At 43.0% G+C, this 20,071-nt stretch carries 17 protein-coding genes; 14 read left to right on the top strand and 3 right to left on the bottom strand.

What is annotated here, in order from left to right:
• Positions 1–11: 11 nt before the first annotated feature.
• From glmM to CF651_RS07215, 3 genes are all read left to right on the top strand, one after another.
• The gene (gene glmM, locus CF651_RS07225) at positions 12–1,352 is read left to right on the top strand and encodes a phosphoglucosamine mutase (RefSeq protein ID WP_094014194.1); all 1,341 of its coding nucleotides are present in this window, start codon (positions 12–14) and stop codon (positions 1,350–1,352) included.
• 483 nt (positions 1,353–1,835) lie between these two features.
• Entirely contained in the window at positions 1,836–3,665 is a 1,830-nt protein-coding gene (gene glmS / locus CF651_RS07220) for a glutamine--fructose-6-phosphate transaminase (isomerizing) (RefSeq protein ID WP_094014193.1), read from the top strand.
• A 225-nt stretch (positions 3,666–3,890) separates the two neighbouring features.
• Positions 3,891–4,241: a helix-turn-helix domain-containing protein gene (locus CF651_RS07215; protein WP_094014192.1), complete on the top strand. Its 351-nt coding sequence runs from the start codon at positions 3,891–3,893 to the stop codon at positions 4,239–4,241.
• A 1,157-nt stretch (positions 4,242–5,398) separates the two neighbouring features.
• Here the strand turns inward: CF651_RS07215 and CF651_RS07210 are convergent.
• Together CF651_RS07210 and CF651_RS07205 are read right to left on the bottom strand one after the other, a co-directional pair.
• A complete protein-coding gene (locus CF651_RS07210) occupies positions 5,399–5,671 on the bottom strand; it encodes a LytR/AlgR family response regulator transcription factor (protein WP_094014191.1) in 273 nt (90 codons plus the stop codon).
• A 125-nt stretch (positions 5,672–5,796) separates the two neighbouring features.
• Entirely contained in the window at positions 5,797–6,453 is a 657-nt protein-coding gene (locus CF651_RS07205) for a TetR/AcrR family transcriptional regulator (RefSeq protein ID WP_094014190.1), read from the bottom strand.
• A gap of 193 nt (positions 6,454–6,646) precedes the next feature.
• Between CF651_RS07205 and CF651_RS07200 the strand changes: the two genes are divergently transcribed.
• The 7 genes from CF651_RS07200 to CF651_RS07175 all read left to right on the top strand — a co-directional run bounded on the left by CF651_RS07200 (position 6,647) and on the right by CF651_RS07175 (position 12,788).
• Positions 6,647–7,384, top strand: coding sequence for an SDR family oxidoreductase (locus CF651_RS07200; protein WP_094014189.1), 738 nt, complete (start codon positions 6,647–6,649; stop codon positions 7,382–7,384).
• Between the two features lie 75 nt (positions 7,385–7,459).
• Entirely contained in the window at positions 7,460–8,215 is a 756-nt protein-coding gene (locus tag CF651_RS07195; protein ID WP_218827838.1) for an SDR family NAD(P)-dependent oxidoreductase, read from the top strand.
• A 165-nt stretch (positions 8,216–8,380) separates the two neighbouring features.
• Complete coding sequence (locus CF651_RS07190) at positions 8,381–9,289, top strand: aldo/keto reductase family protein (RefSeq protein ID WP_218827837.1); 909 nt, start codon at positions 8,381–8,383, stop codon at positions 9,287–9,289.
• A 363-nt stretch (positions 9,290–9,652) separates the two neighbouring features.
• Entirely contained in the window at positions 9,653–9,793 is a 141-nt protein-coding gene (locus CF651_RS32200) for a hypothetical protein (protein ID WP_179232719.1), read from the top strand.
• Between the two features lie 105 nt (positions 9,794–9,898).
• The gene (locus CF651_RS07185) at positions 9,899–10,822 is read left to right on the top strand and encodes an oxidoreductase (protein ID WP_094014187.1); all 924 of its coding nucleotides are present in this window, start codon (positions 9,899–9,901) and stop codon (positions 10,820–10,822) included.
• Between the two features lie 1,337 nt (positions 10,823–12,159).
• Entirely contained in the window at positions 12,160–12,528 is a 369-nt protein-coding gene (locus tag CF651_RS07180) for a hypothetical protein (protein WP_094014186.1), read from the top strand.
• Positions 12,516–12,788, top strand: a complete 273-nt coding sequence (locus CF651_RS07175) for a hypothetical protein (protein WP_094014185.1) — start codon at positions 12,516–12,518, stop codon at positions 12,786–12,788. The genes CF651_RS07180 and CF651_RS07175 overlap by 13 nt, the downstream gene beginning before the upstream one ends.
• 435 nt (positions 12,789–13,223) lie before the next feature.
• On the opposite strand, the gene CF651_RS07170 is transcribed toward CF651_RS07175, so the two are convergent.
• Positions 13,224–13,703, bottom strand: a complete 480-nt coding sequence (locus CF651_RS07170) for a helix-turn-helix domain-containing protein (RefSeq protein WP_094014184.1) — start codon at positions 13,701–13,703, stop codon at positions 13,224–13,226.
• 168 nt (positions 13,704–13,871) lie between these two features.
• On the opposite strand from CF651_RS07170, the gene CF651_RS07165 reads away from it, so the two are divergent.
• The 4 genes from CF651_RS07165 to CF651_RS07150 all read left to right on the top strand — a co-directional run bounded on the left by CF651_RS07165 (position 13,872) and on the right by CF651_RS07150 (position 20,065).
• The gene (locus CF651_RS07165) at positions 13,872–14,714 is read left to right on the top strand and encodes a TnsA endonuclease C-terminal domain-containing protein (protein WP_094014183.1); all 843 of its coding nucleotides are present in this window, start codon (positions 13,872–13,874) and stop codon (positions 14,712–14,714) included.
• On the top strand, positions 14,698–16,854 hold the full coding sequence (locus CF651_RS07160; RefSeq protein WP_094014182.1) for a Mu transposase C-terminal domain-containing protein: 2,157 nt from the start codon (positions 14,698–14,700) through the stop codon (positions 16,852–16,854). Before CF651_RS07165 ends, CF651_RS07160 begins: the two co-directional genes overlap by 17 nt.
• A 1-nt stretch (position 16,855) precedes the next feature.
• Complete coding sequence (locus tag CF651_RS07155; protein WP_094014181.1) at positions 16,856–18,616, top strand: ATP-binding protein; 1,761 nt, start codon at positions 16,856–16,858, stop codon at positions 18,614–18,616.
• 66 nt (positions 18,617–18,682) lie between these two features.
• Positions 18,683–20,065, top strand: a complete 1,383-nt coding sequence (locus CF651_RS07150) for a TniQ family protein (protein ID WP_179232718.1) — start codon at positions 18,683–18,685, stop codon at positions 20,063–20,065.
• Positions 20,066–20,071: the final 6 nt, after the last annotated feature.

The following is a 20,071-nucleotide window of genomic DNA, read 5'->3' as shown; positions in this document are numbered from 1 at the left end:
GAGTACCGAATATGGGGAAATATTTTGGAACAGACGGTGTCCGCGGCGTTGCCAATCAAGAGCTGACACCCGAATTAGCGTATAAAATCGGCCGCTGCGGCGGGTATGTTTTGGCGGGACAGGTAGAGAAGCCGAATGTCGTTATCGGCCGGGATACACGAATCTCGGGAACGATGCTGGAAGCAGCGCTTGTGGCGGGACTTTTGTCGATTGGTGCAAATGTAATAAAAATTGGTGTCGTATCGACACCGGCTGTAGCTTATTTAACTCGCCTGTTAAAGGCTGATGCAGGAGTTATGATATCCGCTTCACACAACCCGGTAGAGGACAATGGAATCAAGTTCTTTGCTGCAGACGGCTTTAAGCTGTCCGACGAGACAGAACTGGAAATTGAGCGTCTGATGGACGCTGCCGTTGATGAGCTGCCACGCCCTGTAGGCGGAGATCTGGGGTCTGCTACCGACGATAATGAGGCCAAATACCTTTACTTGGACTATGTGAAATCGACAGTGAAATCATCCTTTCAGGGCTGTAAGATCGTACTGGATTGCGCGAACGGTTCAGCATATGAGCTGGCACCGAAAGTATTCGAAGCGTTGGGAGCAGAGGTTATCACTATTGGGGCTGAGCCCAACGGCCGTAACATTAATGACCACTGCGGCTCCACACACCCGGAGGCACTTCAGAAGGCTGTAGTAGAGCATAAAGCGATGCTGGGCCTTGCTTTTGACGGAGATGCGGACCGCCTGATTGCCATCGATGAGACTGGCGCTGAGGTGGACGGTGACTATATCCTTAGTATTTGCGGTCATGCTATGAATCAGGCCGGTGCTTTGAAGGAAAGCACGATTGTGACGACCGTCATGAGCAATATCGGTTTTTTCAAAGGTATCGAAGCTGTTGGGCTGAAAGCAGCCAAAACAGCTGTAGGCGACCGTTATGTGATGGAAGAAATGCGTAAGGGCGGTTATAATCTGGGAGGCGAGCAGTCCGGCCATGTGATTTTCCTGGATTACAATACGACCGGTGACGGCATATTGACGGCTTTGCAGTTAGTGGATACCCTCGTCCAAGCGGGTAAAAGCTTGAGTGAGCTGAAACAAATTATGCGCAAATACCCTCAAAAGCTTGTGAATGTCAGAGTGGCGGATAAAAGTACTTGGCAGGAGAACAAAGCTATCGCCGAAGCGATTCGTAAGGTAGAGGACGAACTGGGCGACAATGGCCGTGTGCTGGTGAGACCTTCAGGTACGGAATCCCTGATTCGCGTTATGGCGGAAGGCCCCGATAAAGAGCAGGTTGAAGCGTACGTTCAAGAAATCGCGGGCGTCATTCAGCAAGAGCTCTGCTAATTGTTAAACTGCGTTGAAATCCTCCGACGTGTTTGTTGGGGGATTTTGCTTTTACTAAAACAATCTTTATTGACTAAATATGTAGTTGCACTTCAGGATGAAAATGAATAAGATATGAATATGCACTTGGCGTATCTTGAAAAGGTGAGCAGGTGTTGACTCAAGAAGAGAAAGGTGGGCGGAGGTCAATCCTAACAACAGCGCCAGAGCTTGTAAGAGCGTGAGATACACGGTTGCGGGATACATTTCGTAACCTTTTTATGGATATTGATGAACTATCCATGATCTGACGGCTGCCTGCAAGTTGACGAGGTGAAGGTGTTCGAAACATTCGGCGGGGACCTTCCGGTAGCACTCACTACCGTTAAGTTGGACAGCAAAGCACTCGGGTGACCGGGTGGACAACAATCCAACATGAAAGAGGCTTACGAGACGGTAAGCTTGATTGAGGTTTTTCTAAAATAGCAGGAGGTTCTATCCCTTATGTGCGGTATTGTTGGATATGTAGGTAAACGTGATTCTCAAAATATATTGATTGAAGGTTTAAAAAAGCTAGAATATCGTGGTTATGATTCCGCTGGTGTGGCAGTGTTCACAAAAGACGGGCTGCAAGTTAAAAAGTCGAAGGGCCGTTTGGCTAACTTGGAATCCAAGCTGGATGAGGCGCCGTTGAACGGATCGATCGGGATCGGTCATACCCGTTGGGCAACGCATGGTAAACCGTCCGACGTCAATTCCCATCCTCATACGGACAACTCTCAAAAGTTTTCCGTGGTTCATAACGGCATTATTGAAAACTATGTATCTTTGAAAGAAGAATTGATAGAGAAGGGCCATGTATTCGTTTCTGAAACGGATACCGAAGTTATTTCTCACTTGATCGCCAGCCTGTACGAGGGCGATATCGTGAAAGCCGTACAACAAGCAGTGAAACGGATGACAGGAGCCTTCGCATTGGGCGTGCTGACTGAATATGAGCCGGAGAAGCTTGTAGCCGTTCGTTTGGCAAGTCCGCTTATTATCGGTGTTGGCGAGGGCGAGAACTTCATCGGCTCCGACATTCCGGCGATTCTTGATTACACGCGTAATGTGTATATTTTGAACGATGGAGAAATGGCTGTTTTGACGAAAGACGGTGTCGAATTAATGACTTTGGAGGGGAATTTTATTTCCCGGGAATTATTCCATGTCGATTGGGATATCGTGACTGCGGAAAAAGCCGGCTTTGATCACTTTATGCTGAAAGAGATCTATGAACAGCCTAAAGCTTACCGGGATACAATGGGAGCTCGTCTGGACCCTAGCGGTACTAAAGTAGTGCTGGACGAAGTGAAAATGTCGAAGGAGCAAATCGGTGCTATCCGCAACGTCCATATCGTAGCTTGCGGTACGGCTTACCACGCGGGTCTTGTGGGCAAAAGCGTGATTGAGAAGCTGGCGCGCATTCCGGTTGAGGTCGATGTGGCATCCGAGTATCGTTATCGTTCCCCAATCATCACACCGAACACGCTAGTTATCGTAGTGAGTCAATCCGGTGAAACTGCGGATACGTTGGCTGCGCTGCGTGAGGCAAAACGTAACGGTGCACGCGTCGTTGCTATTACCAACGTAGTCGGCAGCTCGGTTGCACGCGAAGCGGATGATGTTATCGTCACCTGGGCTGGGCCAGAGATCGCAGTTGCGTCTACGAAGGCATATACGTCCCAGTTAATTGCTTTCTATTTGTTCGGCCTGTACCTTGCTCAAGCCCTGGAAACCCAAGATGCTGCGGCTGTTGCTGAAATTGTGGCGCATCTGAAGGAATTGCCGGAAAAGGTAGAACGCATTCTGGAGCAAGCCGAAGCAATTAAAGAGTGGGCGGAGCAAGTTTCGACACACGATAACTTGTTCTTCATCGGTAGAGGATTGGACTTCGCTGTAGCACAAGAAGGTTCCTTGAAGCTGAAGGAAATTTCCTATATTCATTCCGAAGCTTATGCAGCTGGGGAATTGAAGCACGGTACGCTTGCTTTGATCGAGGAAGGTATTCCGGTGATTGCCTTGGCAATCCAGGATGATCTGTTCGAGAAAACCGTCAGCAACATTAAAGAAGTGAAGGCTCGCGGCGCTCATGTGTTCGGGCTTCACACCGAAGGTGAAACAGAGCTCGCGAAATCGGTAGACCAAGTGTTCGAGATTCCTCATACACTGCCGCTGCTGAGCCCTGCGTTGTCCGTTGTGCCGCTGCAATTGCTATCTTATTATGCATCTCTTGCCCGCGGCAATGATGTAGATAAGCCGAGAAACTTGGCGAAGAGTGTAACGGTAGAGTAATTGAATCTCTTAGTCAGTCCCGATTGTTCAGTGATAAAAAAGTCTGGAACCAGTAAAAGATGTCTGGAACTAGTAAAAGATCTATGGAACCAGTAAAAGATGTGTGGAACCGATAAGCAAGATGATTGGACATCTAGAAGGGAGCCCGAGGATTAAATCGGTGCTCCCTTTTAATTTGTGTAGAAGTTAATTTTCATGCGAACTTCATGATCGGTGGTGAAACTGATGAGTGGCATTGGCTATAGAATCAAATGTATCCGAAAAGAGAATAATCTAAACCAAATTCAGTTTGCAAAGAGTATAGGAATTTCTCAAGGGAACCTGAGTGAAATTGAAATGGGAAATAGTAATCCCTCTGCGGAAACTCTTATATCGATCCGAACACAATATAACGTAAATCTTAACTGGTTATTAACCGGTGTGGATTCGGAAGATGGGGCGACATATGAAGACAACTATGATAAAAAGTTAATAGATGTTTTTAGAGGCCTTAACGATTATGATAAAAAAGAGATCATTGAGATTATGCTACTCAAAAGAAGACTAAAGTCAGAGATAAACTTATCTTATGACTAGTGGTAATGGTTCAGTTCACTTTCTGATAATGATATCGGCTAATATGCATTTTGTTGAAATCAATTATGGTGTGTATAAAGAGAATAGGGCGTAGGGTGTCCGTGTGTAAAAAACTCAGAAAGTAGTAAAGAATGTTGGGTAGTAGTAAAAAATAAAGGAAAGTAGTTAAAAAACTTGGAAAGCACCCCTCAGAAAAGTCCCGATGATGAATGCTTCATCGGGATATTTTTTCTTTAAGAAAGGGAAATGTGGATGGGATCTACTGTTCGTTGACATTAGGGTTGGAAACTCTACATTAGTTTATTATCTAATGTATCGCTTGATGGTATGGAATTAAAGTTGATTGAAATGTTTAAAAACCTAAAGGATTATGATAATGAAGAAATTATTCAATTCCTGAATCTGAAATTAAATCGTTACCATAGAGAGTAAATACCTGAAGGATGTTCTCGTGATTACGGAGAGCTTGTTGTCGGTTTTGCGAAACTATATGGTCACGATCTTATTCAGTGATAAAAAAGTCGTGAACCAGTAAAAGAGATGTGACTCATAACAATAAAGTATTGTTCTGAACGATAATGCGTTGTTCTTATGATCCCAATTACAATAAAGTTTTGTTCTTAACGATGATACTCTCAAAAAATTCCCGAAGAAGTGAGCCGAAGCGGCGGTGACTTGCTGATACTGGCAAGGTGACGTAGTCCGCGGGAAACGGGGCTAATTCGGCACCGAAAAATTGTTCCTTCTGATTTTCAAGTTCATAAATTGTCTTATTTCTTTTTTATCATTATCTGATAACGGCGTATAGCCCCTTAGTAATATGGTATTATTTCTATAAGTATACACAAGATATCTTATAGGACTTAAATGATAGATTCAGAGATAAGCGAAGTGGCGTTTTTCTAACAAAGGTGTAACATATAACTCCGAACTTTTGTAACCCCGGCCAAAGCGACTCTATCAAAAGCGCGCTATCCACCGCTTTTCCTCTTTAGTGGATCAAAAAAGCGCTAATCTCCTTCTCCTTGTTCGTTTTCCATGATAGTTGCCTGCTTTCGGTATACGGCAAATGAATATGAAATCCCCCGAGGCACTGAATATAGGGGTGCTTGCCGACATTCGCATCCGTACGGACTTGACGTTCAGATATAGCTTGCCTAATTGCGCTGAACCGATTGATTCAACCATTCTATCGTAAACGGCTTCAACAGATAGTCGATAGATTGAATTTCAAACGCTTCTACCGCATACTCCGAATACGCCGTAGTAAATACAATCCGCGCTTGAGGCATGATCGTCCGAATTTTTCTTGCCGCCTCCGTCCCCCTCAAACCCGGCATCTGAATATCCCAAAAAACGGTGTCAACAGGCGTTGTCCCGAGAGGCTCAATCGCTCGAATCGGATCCATATACCGCCCAACTATTGTCATATCCCCGATCTTCACAATAAAATTTCAAGAAGATCAAGAGCATCTTCTTCATCGTCGACCAGCATCACACGAACCACCGAAACCTTCTCTCCTTATCATGATGCACATTTATGATTCATCACGTCCTATAAATTCCTCGAATTTTTAGCTACAAAGGAACGAATTAGCTCTTCGATCCGTGAATTATCCATTACATTCAGGTGCTTTTCGCGGATTAATTTTCTCTTTTGCATCTCGTAGTAATCAAGCAGCGCTTTCTCCAAAGGTAAGCCGTGTTGGACAAGGAACGACGGATCAAGTATTCGTCGCAAAATCAGTTCATCGTCCAATATAAAAATCGCAGAGTTCACAGGATAAAAAATCCCCTGTTCCGCTCCTATACGATACAGTTCACCTAACTGCTTAAAGCGAAATTGCTGTGCATCCACAATTTCTTCATACAAACGCGGATTATATGCTTTAAAATCATTCAAGAAATGTTCTGGAAAATAGTAGTTAATCATTAAAGATTGCTCAAATGACTTTTGATATCGTTCCAAGATCGCCTCGTTCTCATCTGTGGAAGACATATCCATATTACGCATATAATCCGTGTAGGCTGAGATGACCAAGGATAATATTTCTTCTTTGGAAGAGAAATATCTATACATCGTCACTTTGCTTACATCCATAAATTTAGCCATATCCTCAGCTCTCATGGAAATGAGGCTATCCTTGCGAGCGCGAATAACAAGTCGATATATCATTTCTCTGCACGTTTTATCACGTTGATCTTCGTTCATAAGTTCTCCTCCTCGTCTAACACATATTATAGCAGAATCCTCACCAAAGTTACCAACATAACCAAAGTAACTAATTGTATTGAATTAGTTACTTTGGTGTGATATCATAATTCTTGTTAAACCAAAACACTCTTGACCAACGGAGTGTACTATTCAAAAAATAGCACCAAACAAAACTTAGGAGGTACGAATTATGGAAAGCAAAGTTGCTATTATAACAGGCGCAAGCAGTGGAATTGGAGAAGCAACCGCAAGGGAGCTGGCTCGTAGCGGAATAAAAGTTATGCTTGCGGCACGCCGAGAAGACCGATTGGCTCTACTGAAAAAAGAAATTGAAGCTAAAGGTGGCCAGGCTGAGTACCGAATTACGGACGTAACCTCTCAAGCGGATATGGAATCGCTCGCGCAAGCTACCCTTGAAGCTTACGGCAAAATCGATGTTCTGATTAATAATGCAGGTATCGCGCCGGTTTCTTTCTTGAGAAATCGGAAAGTGGACGAGTGGGATCGAATGATTGACGTTAATATTAAAGGTGTCTTATACGGCATCGCCGCCGTCCTCCCACACATGGAAGAACGGAATGAAGGTCACATTATCAACGTTTCTTCAGTGGCCGGTCATCAAATTTATCCAAGCACCGCTGTATACTCCGGTACAAAGTTTGCGGTCCGCGCCATTACGGAAGGCTTACGAAAAGAGTTGCGGCCTGATCAAAACATTCGCACAACGATCATTTCTCCCGGGAATGTTGCCAGTGAGTTAGAGCAAACTATAACGGACCAAGATGTTTTTTCCCTTGCGTCCCAATTTGCCAACTTAACTCCCCTCAAAGGAGAGGATATTGCAGCGGCAATCCGATATGCAATTGAACAATCCACATCTGTCACAGTGAAAGAAATGATTGTTACACCTACTTCTCAGCGGACTTAAGAGGTTCTGCCAAAGGGAGAAAAAATACCCCAAGAGCAAGAGGGTAAACTATAAAATCGAAGGAGATGTTGTATAGTGACACAAATCGCATTGGTTACGGGCGGAAGCCGCGGACTTGGTAGAAATTCGGCATTGGCACTGGCCAAAAAGGGAATCGACGTTATCGTGACTTACCATTCGAAGCGAGAGGAGGCGGAGGCCGTCGTGCAGCAGATCGAAGCGGGTGGACGCAAGGCCGCCGCGCTGCAGCTGGACGCGGGACTCATCTCGTCGTTCGATGGATTCGTGCAGGAGCTTACGGGCGTGCTTCGGGGCAAATGGGACCGCGGCACGATCGACTATCTCGTCAATAACGCCGGGTTCGGGATCGGCGCTTCGTTCGAGACGACGACGGAAGAGCAGTTCGACAGCTTGATGAACGTCCACTTCAAAGGAGTGTTCTTCCTGACGCAGAAGCTGCTCCCTCATCTGGAGGACAACGGTGGAATCGTCAATCTGTCGACGGGCCTGACCCGGTTCGCCAGCAACGGTTATTCCGCTTACGCTGCCATGAAGGGAGCGATCGAAGTACTGACGAAGTACTTGGCCAAGGAGCTGGGCGACCGGGGCATTCGCGTCAATGCGGTAGCGCCGGGAGCGATCGCGACCGACTTCGGGGGAGGAGTCCTGAAGTCGAATCAAACGGTCAGAGACCAGATCAGCTCGGTTATCGCGCTTGGACGAGTCGGGGAAGCCGACGATATCGGCGGAGTCGTCGCATCCTTATGCTCTCCCGAGATGGGCTGGGTCAACGCGCAGCGTATCGAAGCGTCCGGGGGCATGAACCTGTAATTCTTAACTCCTCTCAAAGGAGAGGATATTGCAGCGGCAATCCGATATGCAATTGAACAATCCACAGGATCAAATGAGAAAAACAGCTTAGGACTTAACTTACTTGTGTCCAAATATTGACTAAAATGCATTATTTCTTGTTTATAAATAAGGAGGTTGCCAATAATGGAACTATCAAAATCGACGCGCAACGGAATAGACATGCCTCTCGTGGGATTTGGCACCTTCCAATTATCAATTGACCAAGCCGAATACGGTGTAAAAGAGGCACTTAAAACTGGATTTAGACATATTGATTCAGCTGAGGCTTACAATAATGAAGAGGGCACTGGTAAAGGGATAAAAGCGGCTGGTGTTTCAAGGGATGATATTTTTGTAACTACTAAACTTTTTCCAGGATCTAAACAGTTCGGGATACCCGAAAAAAACTTCAAACAGACCATTGAAACGCTGAAAAATCAGCTTAAACAGCTCCAGCTTGACTATGTTGATCTTTACCTTATACATGCTCCACTATCAGAACTTAGATTGGAACAGTGGGAAGCTTTTGTAGAGCTAAAAAAATTAGGGTTTACCAAGCATATTGGAGTGTCAAACTACAATAGAGAGAGAATTAAAGAAATTTTGGATGCAGACCTGGCTAAACCTGAGGCAAACCAGGTTGAATTTCATCCAATTTGTGCCCAGGTTGATTTGACCAGGTACTTGAAGGAGAATTCAATCGCACCGATTGCATATAGCTCGCTTGCTCCTCTTTCAACTTGGCGAGTTGAAGAAGGACAGGGTGGAGATGTTCTTGCCGAAATAAAAGAAGAATGCCAATTGGTCACTAATGAAATTGCTACTAAACTTAAGGTGTCTGAGGCCAGATTGCTATTGAGGTGGGGATTGCAGCACGGCTATGGTGTATTAACGAAAAGCAGTAAACCGGAGCGCATCCGAGAAAATTTAAATTTATTTGATTTTGAAATTCCTGAAAAGGACATGGAGCGTTTGAATCAGTTAGATCAGAATCAAGCAATAGCTTGGGCAGCCAATAGTGTTAATCCGATGGAAGCTCCACCCCTCAAATAAATTCTATTACCAAAAAAGGTAACGGTGAGTGCTGGAGAAAAAAATCTATAAGTTTAGCATCTGTCTCAGTGAAAGAAATTATTGTTACACCTACTTCTCAGCGGTCTTAAGAGGATCTGCCAGAGGGAGAAAAAATATCCCCACCTTCATAAGCAGAAAAAATATTTTCCACCGGAACTTAGATATATGCTTAATAATTACGGTTTACGGTAGAATTCATAGGCGGGATGGACTCCTGGTCTTGAATTCATGTGACGAGTCGCGCTCTGACCGGCAGCCCGGATTTTTTCACAACCATTAAGCGAATTCAAGACATGATACGGTCATCCGTTCAGAGAGCGCTTGGCGTCAAGGAGATGATGGATGAAATCCACGCGTCTGCCGATTCGATTAGGGGGCATCGAAGGCGAAAACACAGGGAGCGAAGCGGTTATTAATTCAACCGTGAGGAGTTTCGGCTCGGCGAGCGGATCGATTCATCCGTCTCGCGCATTTTTTCCCTAGTATTCTAGGGAGCGTTGCGAAAATACCGATCCATTCAGGCATCTATGTCTATGATTATATGAATCAGATTGGATCGCGAAAGCAAAAGAGAGGAGCCCATTTTAAATGAGTAAAGTTTGGACAAAAGACAATATCCCGGATATGTCAGGGAAGGTGGTCGTCGTCACAGGCGGGAATAGCGGTATCGGTTTCGAAACAGCGTTATCATTAGCCAAAGAGAGGGCAACGGTTATTCTTGCTATTCGAAACATGGAAAAAGGAGAAGCAGCCCTGAATAAAATAAAATCCGTCTATGCCAGTGCAAATGTCCAAGCCATGAAGCTCGACCTTAGCGATTTGACTAGTGTCAGGGCGTTTGCAGCAGATTTTCTTAAAAAGCACGAATCTTTGTCAATTCTCATTAACAATGCAGGCATTATGGATCCACCTTTTCGGTTAACCAAGGATGGCTTTGAATCCCAATTTGGCAGTAACCATTTAGGGCATTTTGCACTAACCGGATTGCTGCTGCCACGCTTGATTTCTACTCCGAATTCGAGAGTGGTAACGCAGAGCAGTTTGCTCGCTCATAATGCCTCCATCGATTTTGATAATTTAGATGGTTCTAAAGGATATAGCGCCCGGAAGTTTTATGGTCAAAGCAAGCTTGCAAATCTATTGTTTGCAAGAGAATTACAAAACAAGTTTCTTTCCAATCATATTGATTCCGTGAGCGTCGCTTGTCATCCTGGAATCTCGCATACCAATTTATTTTCCTTTGGATCAGGGAAGCGGGCAAATATAATCATAAGGATGATTTCAAGTATTGTAAGTCAACCGGCACATATGGGCGCGTTGCCTGCCTTGTATAGTGCGACAGCATCCACGATAAAGGGAGGAGAATATATCGGTCCTGATGGCAAAGGCGGCAAAAAGGGCTATCCAACGAGCGACGCGATCATTGAAAGATTGTATGACTCTAACATATCAAACAAGTTGTGGAACGTTTCTGAAGCCTTAACAGGTATATCCTTCAAATTTGACAGATAGTTTTTGATTCAGCGTGAAAGGTGTGTATGACAAAATTATTTCAGAGCGTCTCGGTCATGCAGCATCGTTACAATTATGAACGTCAATAATCATGTCTTACAAAAAACCTACAGAGAGGCAGCATATAAGTTTGATAGTATTTTTTCGTGTAAAAACAAAAAAGAAAAATAAACCCACAACGATATAAAGTCGTTAGGGGATTTGCCATTTTTTCAAACGGAATTAATTTTTTAAACATGATAAACATATTTTCTGCCCATACCGGAATTGTTTAAACCTATATAATATAACGCAACCCAATAACCTGGGAGCTGGGGATTACAACGAGTATGGTTCTGCAAGATTTAACGAACTTTTTCCACTTTATTAATTTGTATATCACTTCTTATATATAAAGCCGATCTTCCTTAGCGTACTGGAAAATCGGCTTTATTTAATGTTTGGAAGCTTAACGTACGTTTTTTGCGTTTTGCTGCGTGACCCCTAATGGAAATTTATCATTCGCATCAACTGGTTTTCCATCCAAGTCCAAACCGTAGCTGGAAGGACCACGTAAGGTGTGAAGACACCATGTGCTGTGCTGTGCTGTCCTGTACATTACTTAAAAATCTCCCCTGTGGGTTAAATAAGCCTATAATGTATGGAAAGCTGCTTTATCCTTTGTGGTAGGTGTACAGTAACGGTGAAGATTATGCAAAGAACAGGTCGAGAGTATAAAACTCTGTATACCGGTAATGATTAGAATGATCGTTCCGCGATCATTGCCACTTCAAGGGGGCTGGCTCGATTTTTTGCAAAAGAAGTAGACCTAATAATGGTCTATTTCTTTTTTTTTGAGCTATCGGAGGTTGGGTATTAGATTGTTGTGCAATATTGAGTATGGCTTGACTAATGCTAACGGACGAAAGGAGCACTGTCAGTGAAGTTAAAATTTTTTAACGATGCCGGCCGAGTAGTATCGATTCATCCAGCACATTTCAGGATTGTTCTGCTGATAGAGGCCTTATTCACCCATTGGAAGTGCGATTTTTTTTGTTGCCGGATAAGACAGAGCTTTTTCGATGTTTTAGAACTTCGTTGTTATTATATGGATTTGATATATTGATAGGGGATTCGCTTGAGTGTACTGTCGGACAGAGGCTTACTTGTTTAATTATGAGAGGATACTGCTTATTCAGGGACGGTTAAGGCTATTCTAGGCAAAAATAACTCAATAAACTAGGAGAAGATTAATGGAATTTTTTTGAAAGAAAATATCAAATTATAGATAAATGATTAAAATATTAATATAAGGATATAATGGTTGATAGAATCAAAGAGAGGAGATGTTTAGTAATATGAATCCTGGAATATTAAGAGAAGGCTACGGCAAAGTAACAGCAAGAGGAATTTTATTCAAAAGAAATCGTTACACATGTCCTAGGGCAATTCGTGAACAATGGTTTGAAAAGGCAGCGCTTGAAAAGGAATGGAAGGTGGTAATTGTTTATATTTGCGAATTATCTGAGGTTATTTACGTGGTAGATGCTGAAGGAGAACATGAAATATGTTATTTAATCAACACAAAGAATAATATCTATTCAGACATCAAGCTCCAGCGTTATTTCCAAAGCATTCAGAAGCTGAAAGCGTTGCGGAAAGAGATGAATGACAGCAAGAAGTATAGAAACCGAAACAAAAAGAAGGCGTTGACATGGAAGAACTGATTGAAGATGTCGAACGGATCATTCACGTTTATAAACTTAGCATCGAACGACAAAAAAAGCATTACGATTACCCATTTACAAATAACCCAGATCATTACTACAAGCTCATGATGTTACAGAAGACTTTGGAGGTTTGGACAATCTGCCTAGAGAAAATTCTGAAGTATAAAAAAATAGGTGGGGACCGGTGGAGTCAAGAAGAAGCAAGGAGTTCGATAAGAGGATTAATATGGAAAGGAACGGCATGCCCGGGATTGTGACTCCTTGTACTCTTGATGCTATGTTGACCTATATGAAGCGTTTAGAGAGTAGAATCGAGCAACTGGAAATCATTTCCGTATAGTGGGAGGTTTTATTATCAAATTGGGCAAGGATGAACTCTCGCGTATCTATAAACGAATCGCAAATCTGGTAAGGCATGTCAAAGACGGTCACTGGGTCGAAGTGATGCGGGAAATCTCAAAAGAGTATCTAGAGAAGAACACAACCCTACCACTAGAAGCCAACTTCGATCTTTTAGTACGATAAATGAACCGTCAATAACTGTATTTACTGGTTGCAACGGAGTAGGTAAATCAACGCTAATTGAATGTATTTTCGATGATTTGTACTCGGTAATTATTCCGAATATATTGGATTCCGCGGCACCATAGTTTGATAGATTGTTCTTAAGAGTTTACATAAATGACAGACTCTTAAAAAAACGTATCGCCGCTAGAATATCCTTTTAATTCGTCCTCTCTGAGTTCTTTCGTTTGCCGGCGGACCTGCTGAATTCTGTTTATAGTTTGTTCTACCAAAGTAGACAAGAGTCGTTTATCCTCAACAAATAACAGTTCATCGTTTACAGAAAGGTCAATCCCTGAGTTTAAGAGTTTCACTAAGTCCCAGCTTGCACTTTTAATAAAAGAGTAATCAATGGCCGGTAGAAAAGATATCTGGCCGAAGGGGTCACGGAATTGAGGTTCAGGATATTCTGATAGTCCAAGTAAATAATCTGCCGATACCTCAAAAACATTAGCTAACATAGCGATTTGCTTATGATCGGGATTGGCGACCCCACGTTCCCAATTGGATATGACGTGTTTGGTTGTCTCCAATTTCTGCGCAAGTATCTCTTGAGTCCACTGCATGAGTATTCTTCGTTCTTTGATTTTCTCCCCTATCAACGACACAACTAGCTCACCATCCTATGTTTACATCATAACATTTAATGTTCAAATAGTAAATTATTTAACCTTTTATATTGACAAGTTAAATAATATTCGTATATCATTCAAGTCAAATAGTATTTAACATGATGAAAATTATTGTAGAATAAAAATTAACAAGGAGGAAAACACATGTCTAAGAGAAGAACGAGAACGACAGCTTCATCGATTGCTAGGCGAATTCGTGAGGGAAGAGGGGAAGGTCATTTTGCTGCCTATAGACCATGGCTTACCATTCATGATGTACCTTCAACCGGAGTTGTAACACGAATCCTTGGGTGGAAGAGCCGGCGCCTTCATCACTATCTCTCGGAGCAACTAGAGCTCGCACATCACTATCAGATGGAATGGGCAGAGGATGTTATTGATATTCGTGAGCAGTTTCCATTATTGCCTTTGGAGAGGACACTATTCATTGCGCAAAAACTAGGTATAAGACATCCTGTAGATCCAAAATCGAAATATCCAATTGTAATGACAACGGATATGTTGCTAACCCTTAAAAAGGGAGATGATATTAGTTTTGCTGCGCATTCTCTCAAGCCGTCTAACAAGTTAAGCAAACGCGTGGTGGAAAAACTGCAAATCGAAAAGCAGTTCTTCAAAGACCTAGGAATCGACTGGTCGCTGATTACTGAAAAGCAAATCAATTATGACCTTGTTCGTAATGTAGAATGGCTTCATTCGGCAAGATCATTGGAAGGGCACATGCACCTTACAACTGAGCTCATAAAGCAAATAGAACCGTCCCTCCGTCAAGCGATTTCACAAAGTGATTCCCCTTTAACGGATGTCACGATGGAACAGGACCTCAAGCATGGATTGCCTGAGGGCACATGCATACAGATTGTAAGGCACTTAATTGCTAATCGTTACTGGATTGTCGATATGTCAAAGCGAATTCTACCTACATTACAGCCGCTTCAAATCCGCGCAATCTGTCACCGGGAGGTATTGTATGAACATTTTTGTTAACAATGTTATGAAGCGTGAGGAAAACGGCAGGCTGATTGATTGCGAGAGGGTGCTTTGGGCAAATACAGAAGGAGACGCGGTTATTACAATCTCCATTATTAACGATAGTGCTCTTCCCCAATACAAATCTCTCTCCAACATGCAGAATGAGTTGGATTCCGGGCAGCTTATTAAGCTGCAGTACGATCCCTATGCAAAGTTCATGGTTCCTGAGGATAAGCTCAGTAAGAATGAAATTAAGATTAGAGATCATGCCTGGACATGCATTAAAGAGATCGTAGAAATCGAGCCTAACATATATGATTCGAAAGAACGGTATCGGATCATTAAGGATCTATGTGAGCGGACTGGAAAAGGCAAGAAGTTTATTTATAAATACCTTCGCTATTACTGGATGGGGGGCAAAAAGGAAAATGCCTTGCTCCCTCGGTTTCGGAAGTGTGGTGGTCCAGGAAAGCCTAAAAACCCAAAACAAAAAATGGGGCGGTCACGGCTAACTGTCACAGTTGATCCCGAACTGTCGGGGGTGCTAGTTGATGAGGAAACCAGAAGAATTTTTGATGATTTTATACGTGGTGTCTACTTGAAGGTCAATAGACGAGACTCGGTCAAATTTACATACGTCGAGATGCTGAAAAAACGGTTTGGAGTCGAAACCAAAATCGTTCGGGGAGTAGAAATTCCAATCATCTTGCCTGATCATCAAGTTCCAAGTATCGCCCAGCTTAGGTATCACATTAGGACGAGATATACAAGACGAAAAAGACTGATAGCACGTGAGGGGAAAGTTACTTTTGATCGTGATTTTAGACCATTGTTAGGTTCAGAAACTAGACGTGCTACAGGCCCTGGCCAGATCTTTGAGATCGATGCAACGGTTGCTGATGTTTACTTAATTAGCTCAGATAATGTCGATCAGATTATCGGAAGACCAGTGGTCTATATAGTGGTGGATGTATGGACACACATGGTTGTTGGCCTATACATCGGTTTTGAGGGACCTTCTTGGTTAGGTGTAACAATGGCCATTGAGAATACTGTAGTGAATAAAGTTGAGTTTTGTGCTGAATATGGGATTGAAATCACAAAGGAAGAATGGCCGTGTCATCATATGCCTCAACATTTTTACGCCGACCGCGGAGAAATGGAGAGCAACAAGGCAGACTCTCTGGGAAAAGCTTTAGGAATTAAATTAAAAAATGCCCCTCCTTATCGAGCTGATCTAAAGGGTATTGTCGAGCAGCAGTTTCGCACATTAAACCTAACGCTTCAACCTTGGATGCCGGGTGCGGTAAAGAAAGAGTATCGAAAGCGGGGAGGCCCCGACTATGTTCTGGACGCAAAACTGACCGTAAAGGATTTCACCAAGATGGTTATTGAGATGATTTTGCATCGAAATAATTATCATTACATGGAGCATTATCCATTGGACAAAGCATTGTCCAAAGACAATGTAAGACCTATCCCGAGGGAATTATGGAATTGGGGAATGCAACGTGATCACTTTTTGCATGAAGTACATCCCGATATTGTACGCCTAAACGTGCTGGAGGAAGCCAAGGCAACAATAAGCAGTGAAGGAATTCAATTCGAAGGCATGTATTACTGGTGTGATGAAATGGTGGAACAAGGGTGGTTCGTCCAAGGGAATTCAACTAAAGCTGTCATCGCGTTTGACAGACGAAATATGAACCATATTTATATTAAATTGCGTGATGGGAAAGAGTTTCTGAAGTGCTTTCTTTTGGAGAAATCTTCACGGTTTCAAGATTTGACCCTGGAAGAAGTGAAAATGAAGCGATTCGAGGAAAAGCTTCAAAAAAGTCTATATCAATCCACGAGGAACCAACAGGATGTAGATCTAAGCACTCGATTGGAAAAAATCAAAAAGGAGGCTGAGGAACGAGTGAAGGCTGAGAGTGATCCTTCACTGACGAAAACTGAGCGAAAGGCAGATATCCGGACCAACCGAAAGGAAGAACGAGATAAGCTACGCAAGTTACAGAGCTTTGAGTTAAACAAGGCTAATAACACAAGTAATCATGCAGTAGTCACAGCTGAAGACAATGGTGATAACGAGACTTTTTTCTCTCCAAGATCAAAGCTCGGATTATTAGCAAGTATCAGAAAGGAAGGTTAAGATGGATCGAAAAGCTAATCTCGAGGCAATGTATCACTTTACCCCGAGTCTTATTGGTCGTCAGGTTAATGCTGAATATTTGCCACAAGAAATCACTGGATATAAAAATAACCCCTTTATCGAAGCCTTGCCTCCGATTTTCGAGGAAGAATTTGTGGGATCTAAAATTGCAAGGTTTCCTGACCATAATGATGAACAACGCAAGTTAGGCAAACAAACAAGGCTCCATTTAATCCAACAGATTGCGGATTACGTAGAACCTTTACCTTCACACCTGCTTGTAGAACAACGGCTCTCGCGGCTAATGCGACACGGGTACAAAGCGAGAAATCCATTGACACGAGAATCAGTTAAACAGTTCCATATTGGCTTTGAGAATATCCTTGAGTCCGGAGTGGATGATGGGGACACCAATCTGGCGGGCATTCGGTCGACAGCTTCGGGGTTTGCTATTCTCGGTGTCAGTGGCCAAGGAAAAACAACTGCTATCGAAAGCTCGCTGCTGCTTTACCCACAGGTTATCCACCACTCGACGTATCAAGGGCAGCCCTTTATTCGAAAGCAGCTTGTTTGGCTTAAACTCAATTGTCCTCACGACGGTTCGCTGAAGGGATTATGTTTCAACTTTCTACAAGCTGTTGACTCTGTGCTAGAGACAAACTATTTCAGGAAGTTTGCCTCAAAAGGCTCATCAGTCGACATGCTCTTACCTGTCATGGCCCATATTGCAACGCTCCATGGACTTGGCGCACTCGTTATCGATGAGATTCAAAACCTCAGTTTTATGAAAAGCGGCGGCGCTGAAAGAATGCTTAACTACTTTACACAACTGATTAATACAATTGGAGTATCCGTTATTTTGATAGGAACCTTTAAAGCAATGAAACTGCTATCGGGTTCATTTAGTCAAGCCAGAAGAAGCACCGGTCAAGGTGATCTGATTATGGATCGATTGATGGAAGGCGAGGAGTGGGATTTTTTCATTGAACGGTTGTGGAAATATCAGTGGACAAGTACATGCACAAAGTTGACTGACTCCCTGAAAAAAGAAATCTATAAGCTATCTCAGGGGATTGTGGATATCGCCGTTAAGCTGTATATGCTGGCACAATGGGAAGTCATCATGCATGGTAAGGATAATAAAGAACGCGTTACGATATGGTTGCTTAGGAACGTCGCGAGCCGGCATATGCAGCTCGTGCAGCCTCTGCTCCAAGTGTTGAAACGAAATGATCCCTCAGCAAAGGTAATGGTGGATGACTTATATCCGCAGTGGGATGTATTAGACCAGTTCCTGCGAAATTCAAAAGAGAAGGTCAATATCCAAGGGGAGATACGTTCTCAACTTTTGCGGGACGAGAATATTGAACTCGATCAGAATAGATACCTGGAGTTGGTAAAAACGGCTATCGATTTTGGTGCTTCGGCGGAGAATGCAGAAAAGCTAGCGAAACGCATATTGCTGCAGAATGAGACCGAGGGTGACTTAGTCCGGTTGAGAAAAGAATTGCTTCAAGAAATTGAGTTGACCGCCGCCACTGCAGATATTCACAATCCTATATCGGAAAATCAAACGGAGAGAGAGCAGAAGAAACGACCAAGGAATAGGACGACCAGAAAGAAGGAACCAAGCATCTTAGACGTGGATGATCTTAGAAATACTGTCTCAAGCCATAACGCAAAGAGTACGGAAATCTATGAAAATTTAGTTGAACTCGGTACGATTCCTTCCGAAGAAGATTTGTCCAAGTTGATTGTTTAAGGCTGTACTAGATGCACGTGAAGAAGGGAAGACTACTAATAGAAATCATGAAAAGGAATGATTCTATTGGTAGCACATTTCCCTTCTTTGAACCCCGATGAGCTGCTTTACAGTGGAATTGCGCGATATCATCAAATGTCGGGAAACACTGCGCAAAAGCAGACCATCAATGAATTGTTTGGCGATCGTCTTGTGTGCGCGACGGTAGATTTACCTAGCCATATCAGGCATCTATCGGAGCGACTTGGTTCTTTGTATACTGTTGAGGAACTTATCATGAAGCACACTCTATTTCCATATTACAGTGCGTTTCTTCCACAAGATAAGGCTAGAAAAGTATATGGGTTAATGAGCGAGGGAGAATCCCACGGAGAAGTTCATGCGTTGCTGGGAATACCAGCAAGCTTGATTAAACTTCCGAATTACTTACGGTTTTGCGGTATCTGCTACGAGGAGGACATGGCAACCTATCATGAACCTTATTGGCACCGATCTCACCAGATTCCAGGAGTTTGCGTATGTCCAATTCATAAAGTGGCTTTAATCGAATCTACGGTTTCATATATGACGCGAGAAAAGAAATTTCAATTCACCCCATTAACTGATCTGGAAAAATACAGTGCCTCAAATTTATGCTTTCAAATAAACCTATTGAATCAATATGCGATGGTAGCTGAGAGGTCGTACGAAATGTTGAAGTCGGTTAACTTAGTTACGAATTGTTCTTCAATCAGCGAAATGAATCTTTATAAAAAGGGGTATTTAACGGAACGGGGACGGATTCGTTTTCTTAAGTTGATCCAAGACTTCAATGATTATTATACTCAAGAATTCCTAGAACATTTGCAATGTGCAGTGGATGGTCAGTCTGAAACGTGGTTGCACAAAATGATTCGAGGTAACGACTTAATGTTTCACCCCCTACGTCACATCTTAGTAGCCGATTTCATGGGGTTATCAAACCTGAATTCAACGGAGAATTTTGGCATTGGGATGTTGGATATAAACGGAGGAAAGTGGCAGCAGAATATTCGCCCAAAGAAAACGGGTGTTAGAACTGGCACTCCAATTCATGATTGGAAAGAGCGGGATTCGTTGATTCTGTTTGAGGTAGAGGATGTTGTTAAAAATTTAAAATCTCGAAAAGCGAAGCCACAGCGGGTTTCTCTCGCTATGGTTTCTAAAAACCTAAATAAAGCGAAGATACCTTTCGTCTTGGAAAAGTGTTTACATAAGCTCCCTAAAACAAAACATTTCTTGGATAAAGAGATTGAAACGACGGAGCAATTTCAAATTCGGCGTCTGGAATGGGCAGCTATGCATCTATCTGAAAGAGGCTTTGTTCAGGGATGGAGACTGATGAAAGCCGCTGGCTTGAATAAGCCGTTGAAGGAAGCGGTTGAAATGAAATATAACCAACTACTCGACTCAAATCAAAAATTTAGTTAGAACATC

Origin of the sequence: Paenibacillus rigui (assembly GCF_002234615.1) — a bacterium.
In the GTDB taxonomy this organism is placed as follows: Bacteria; Bacillota; Bacilli; order Paenibacillales; family NBRC-103111; genus Paenibacillus_S; species Paenibacillus_S rigui.
Note: the sequence above shows the minus strand (reverse complement) of the source record. Positions and strands in the feature narration are given on the sequence as shown.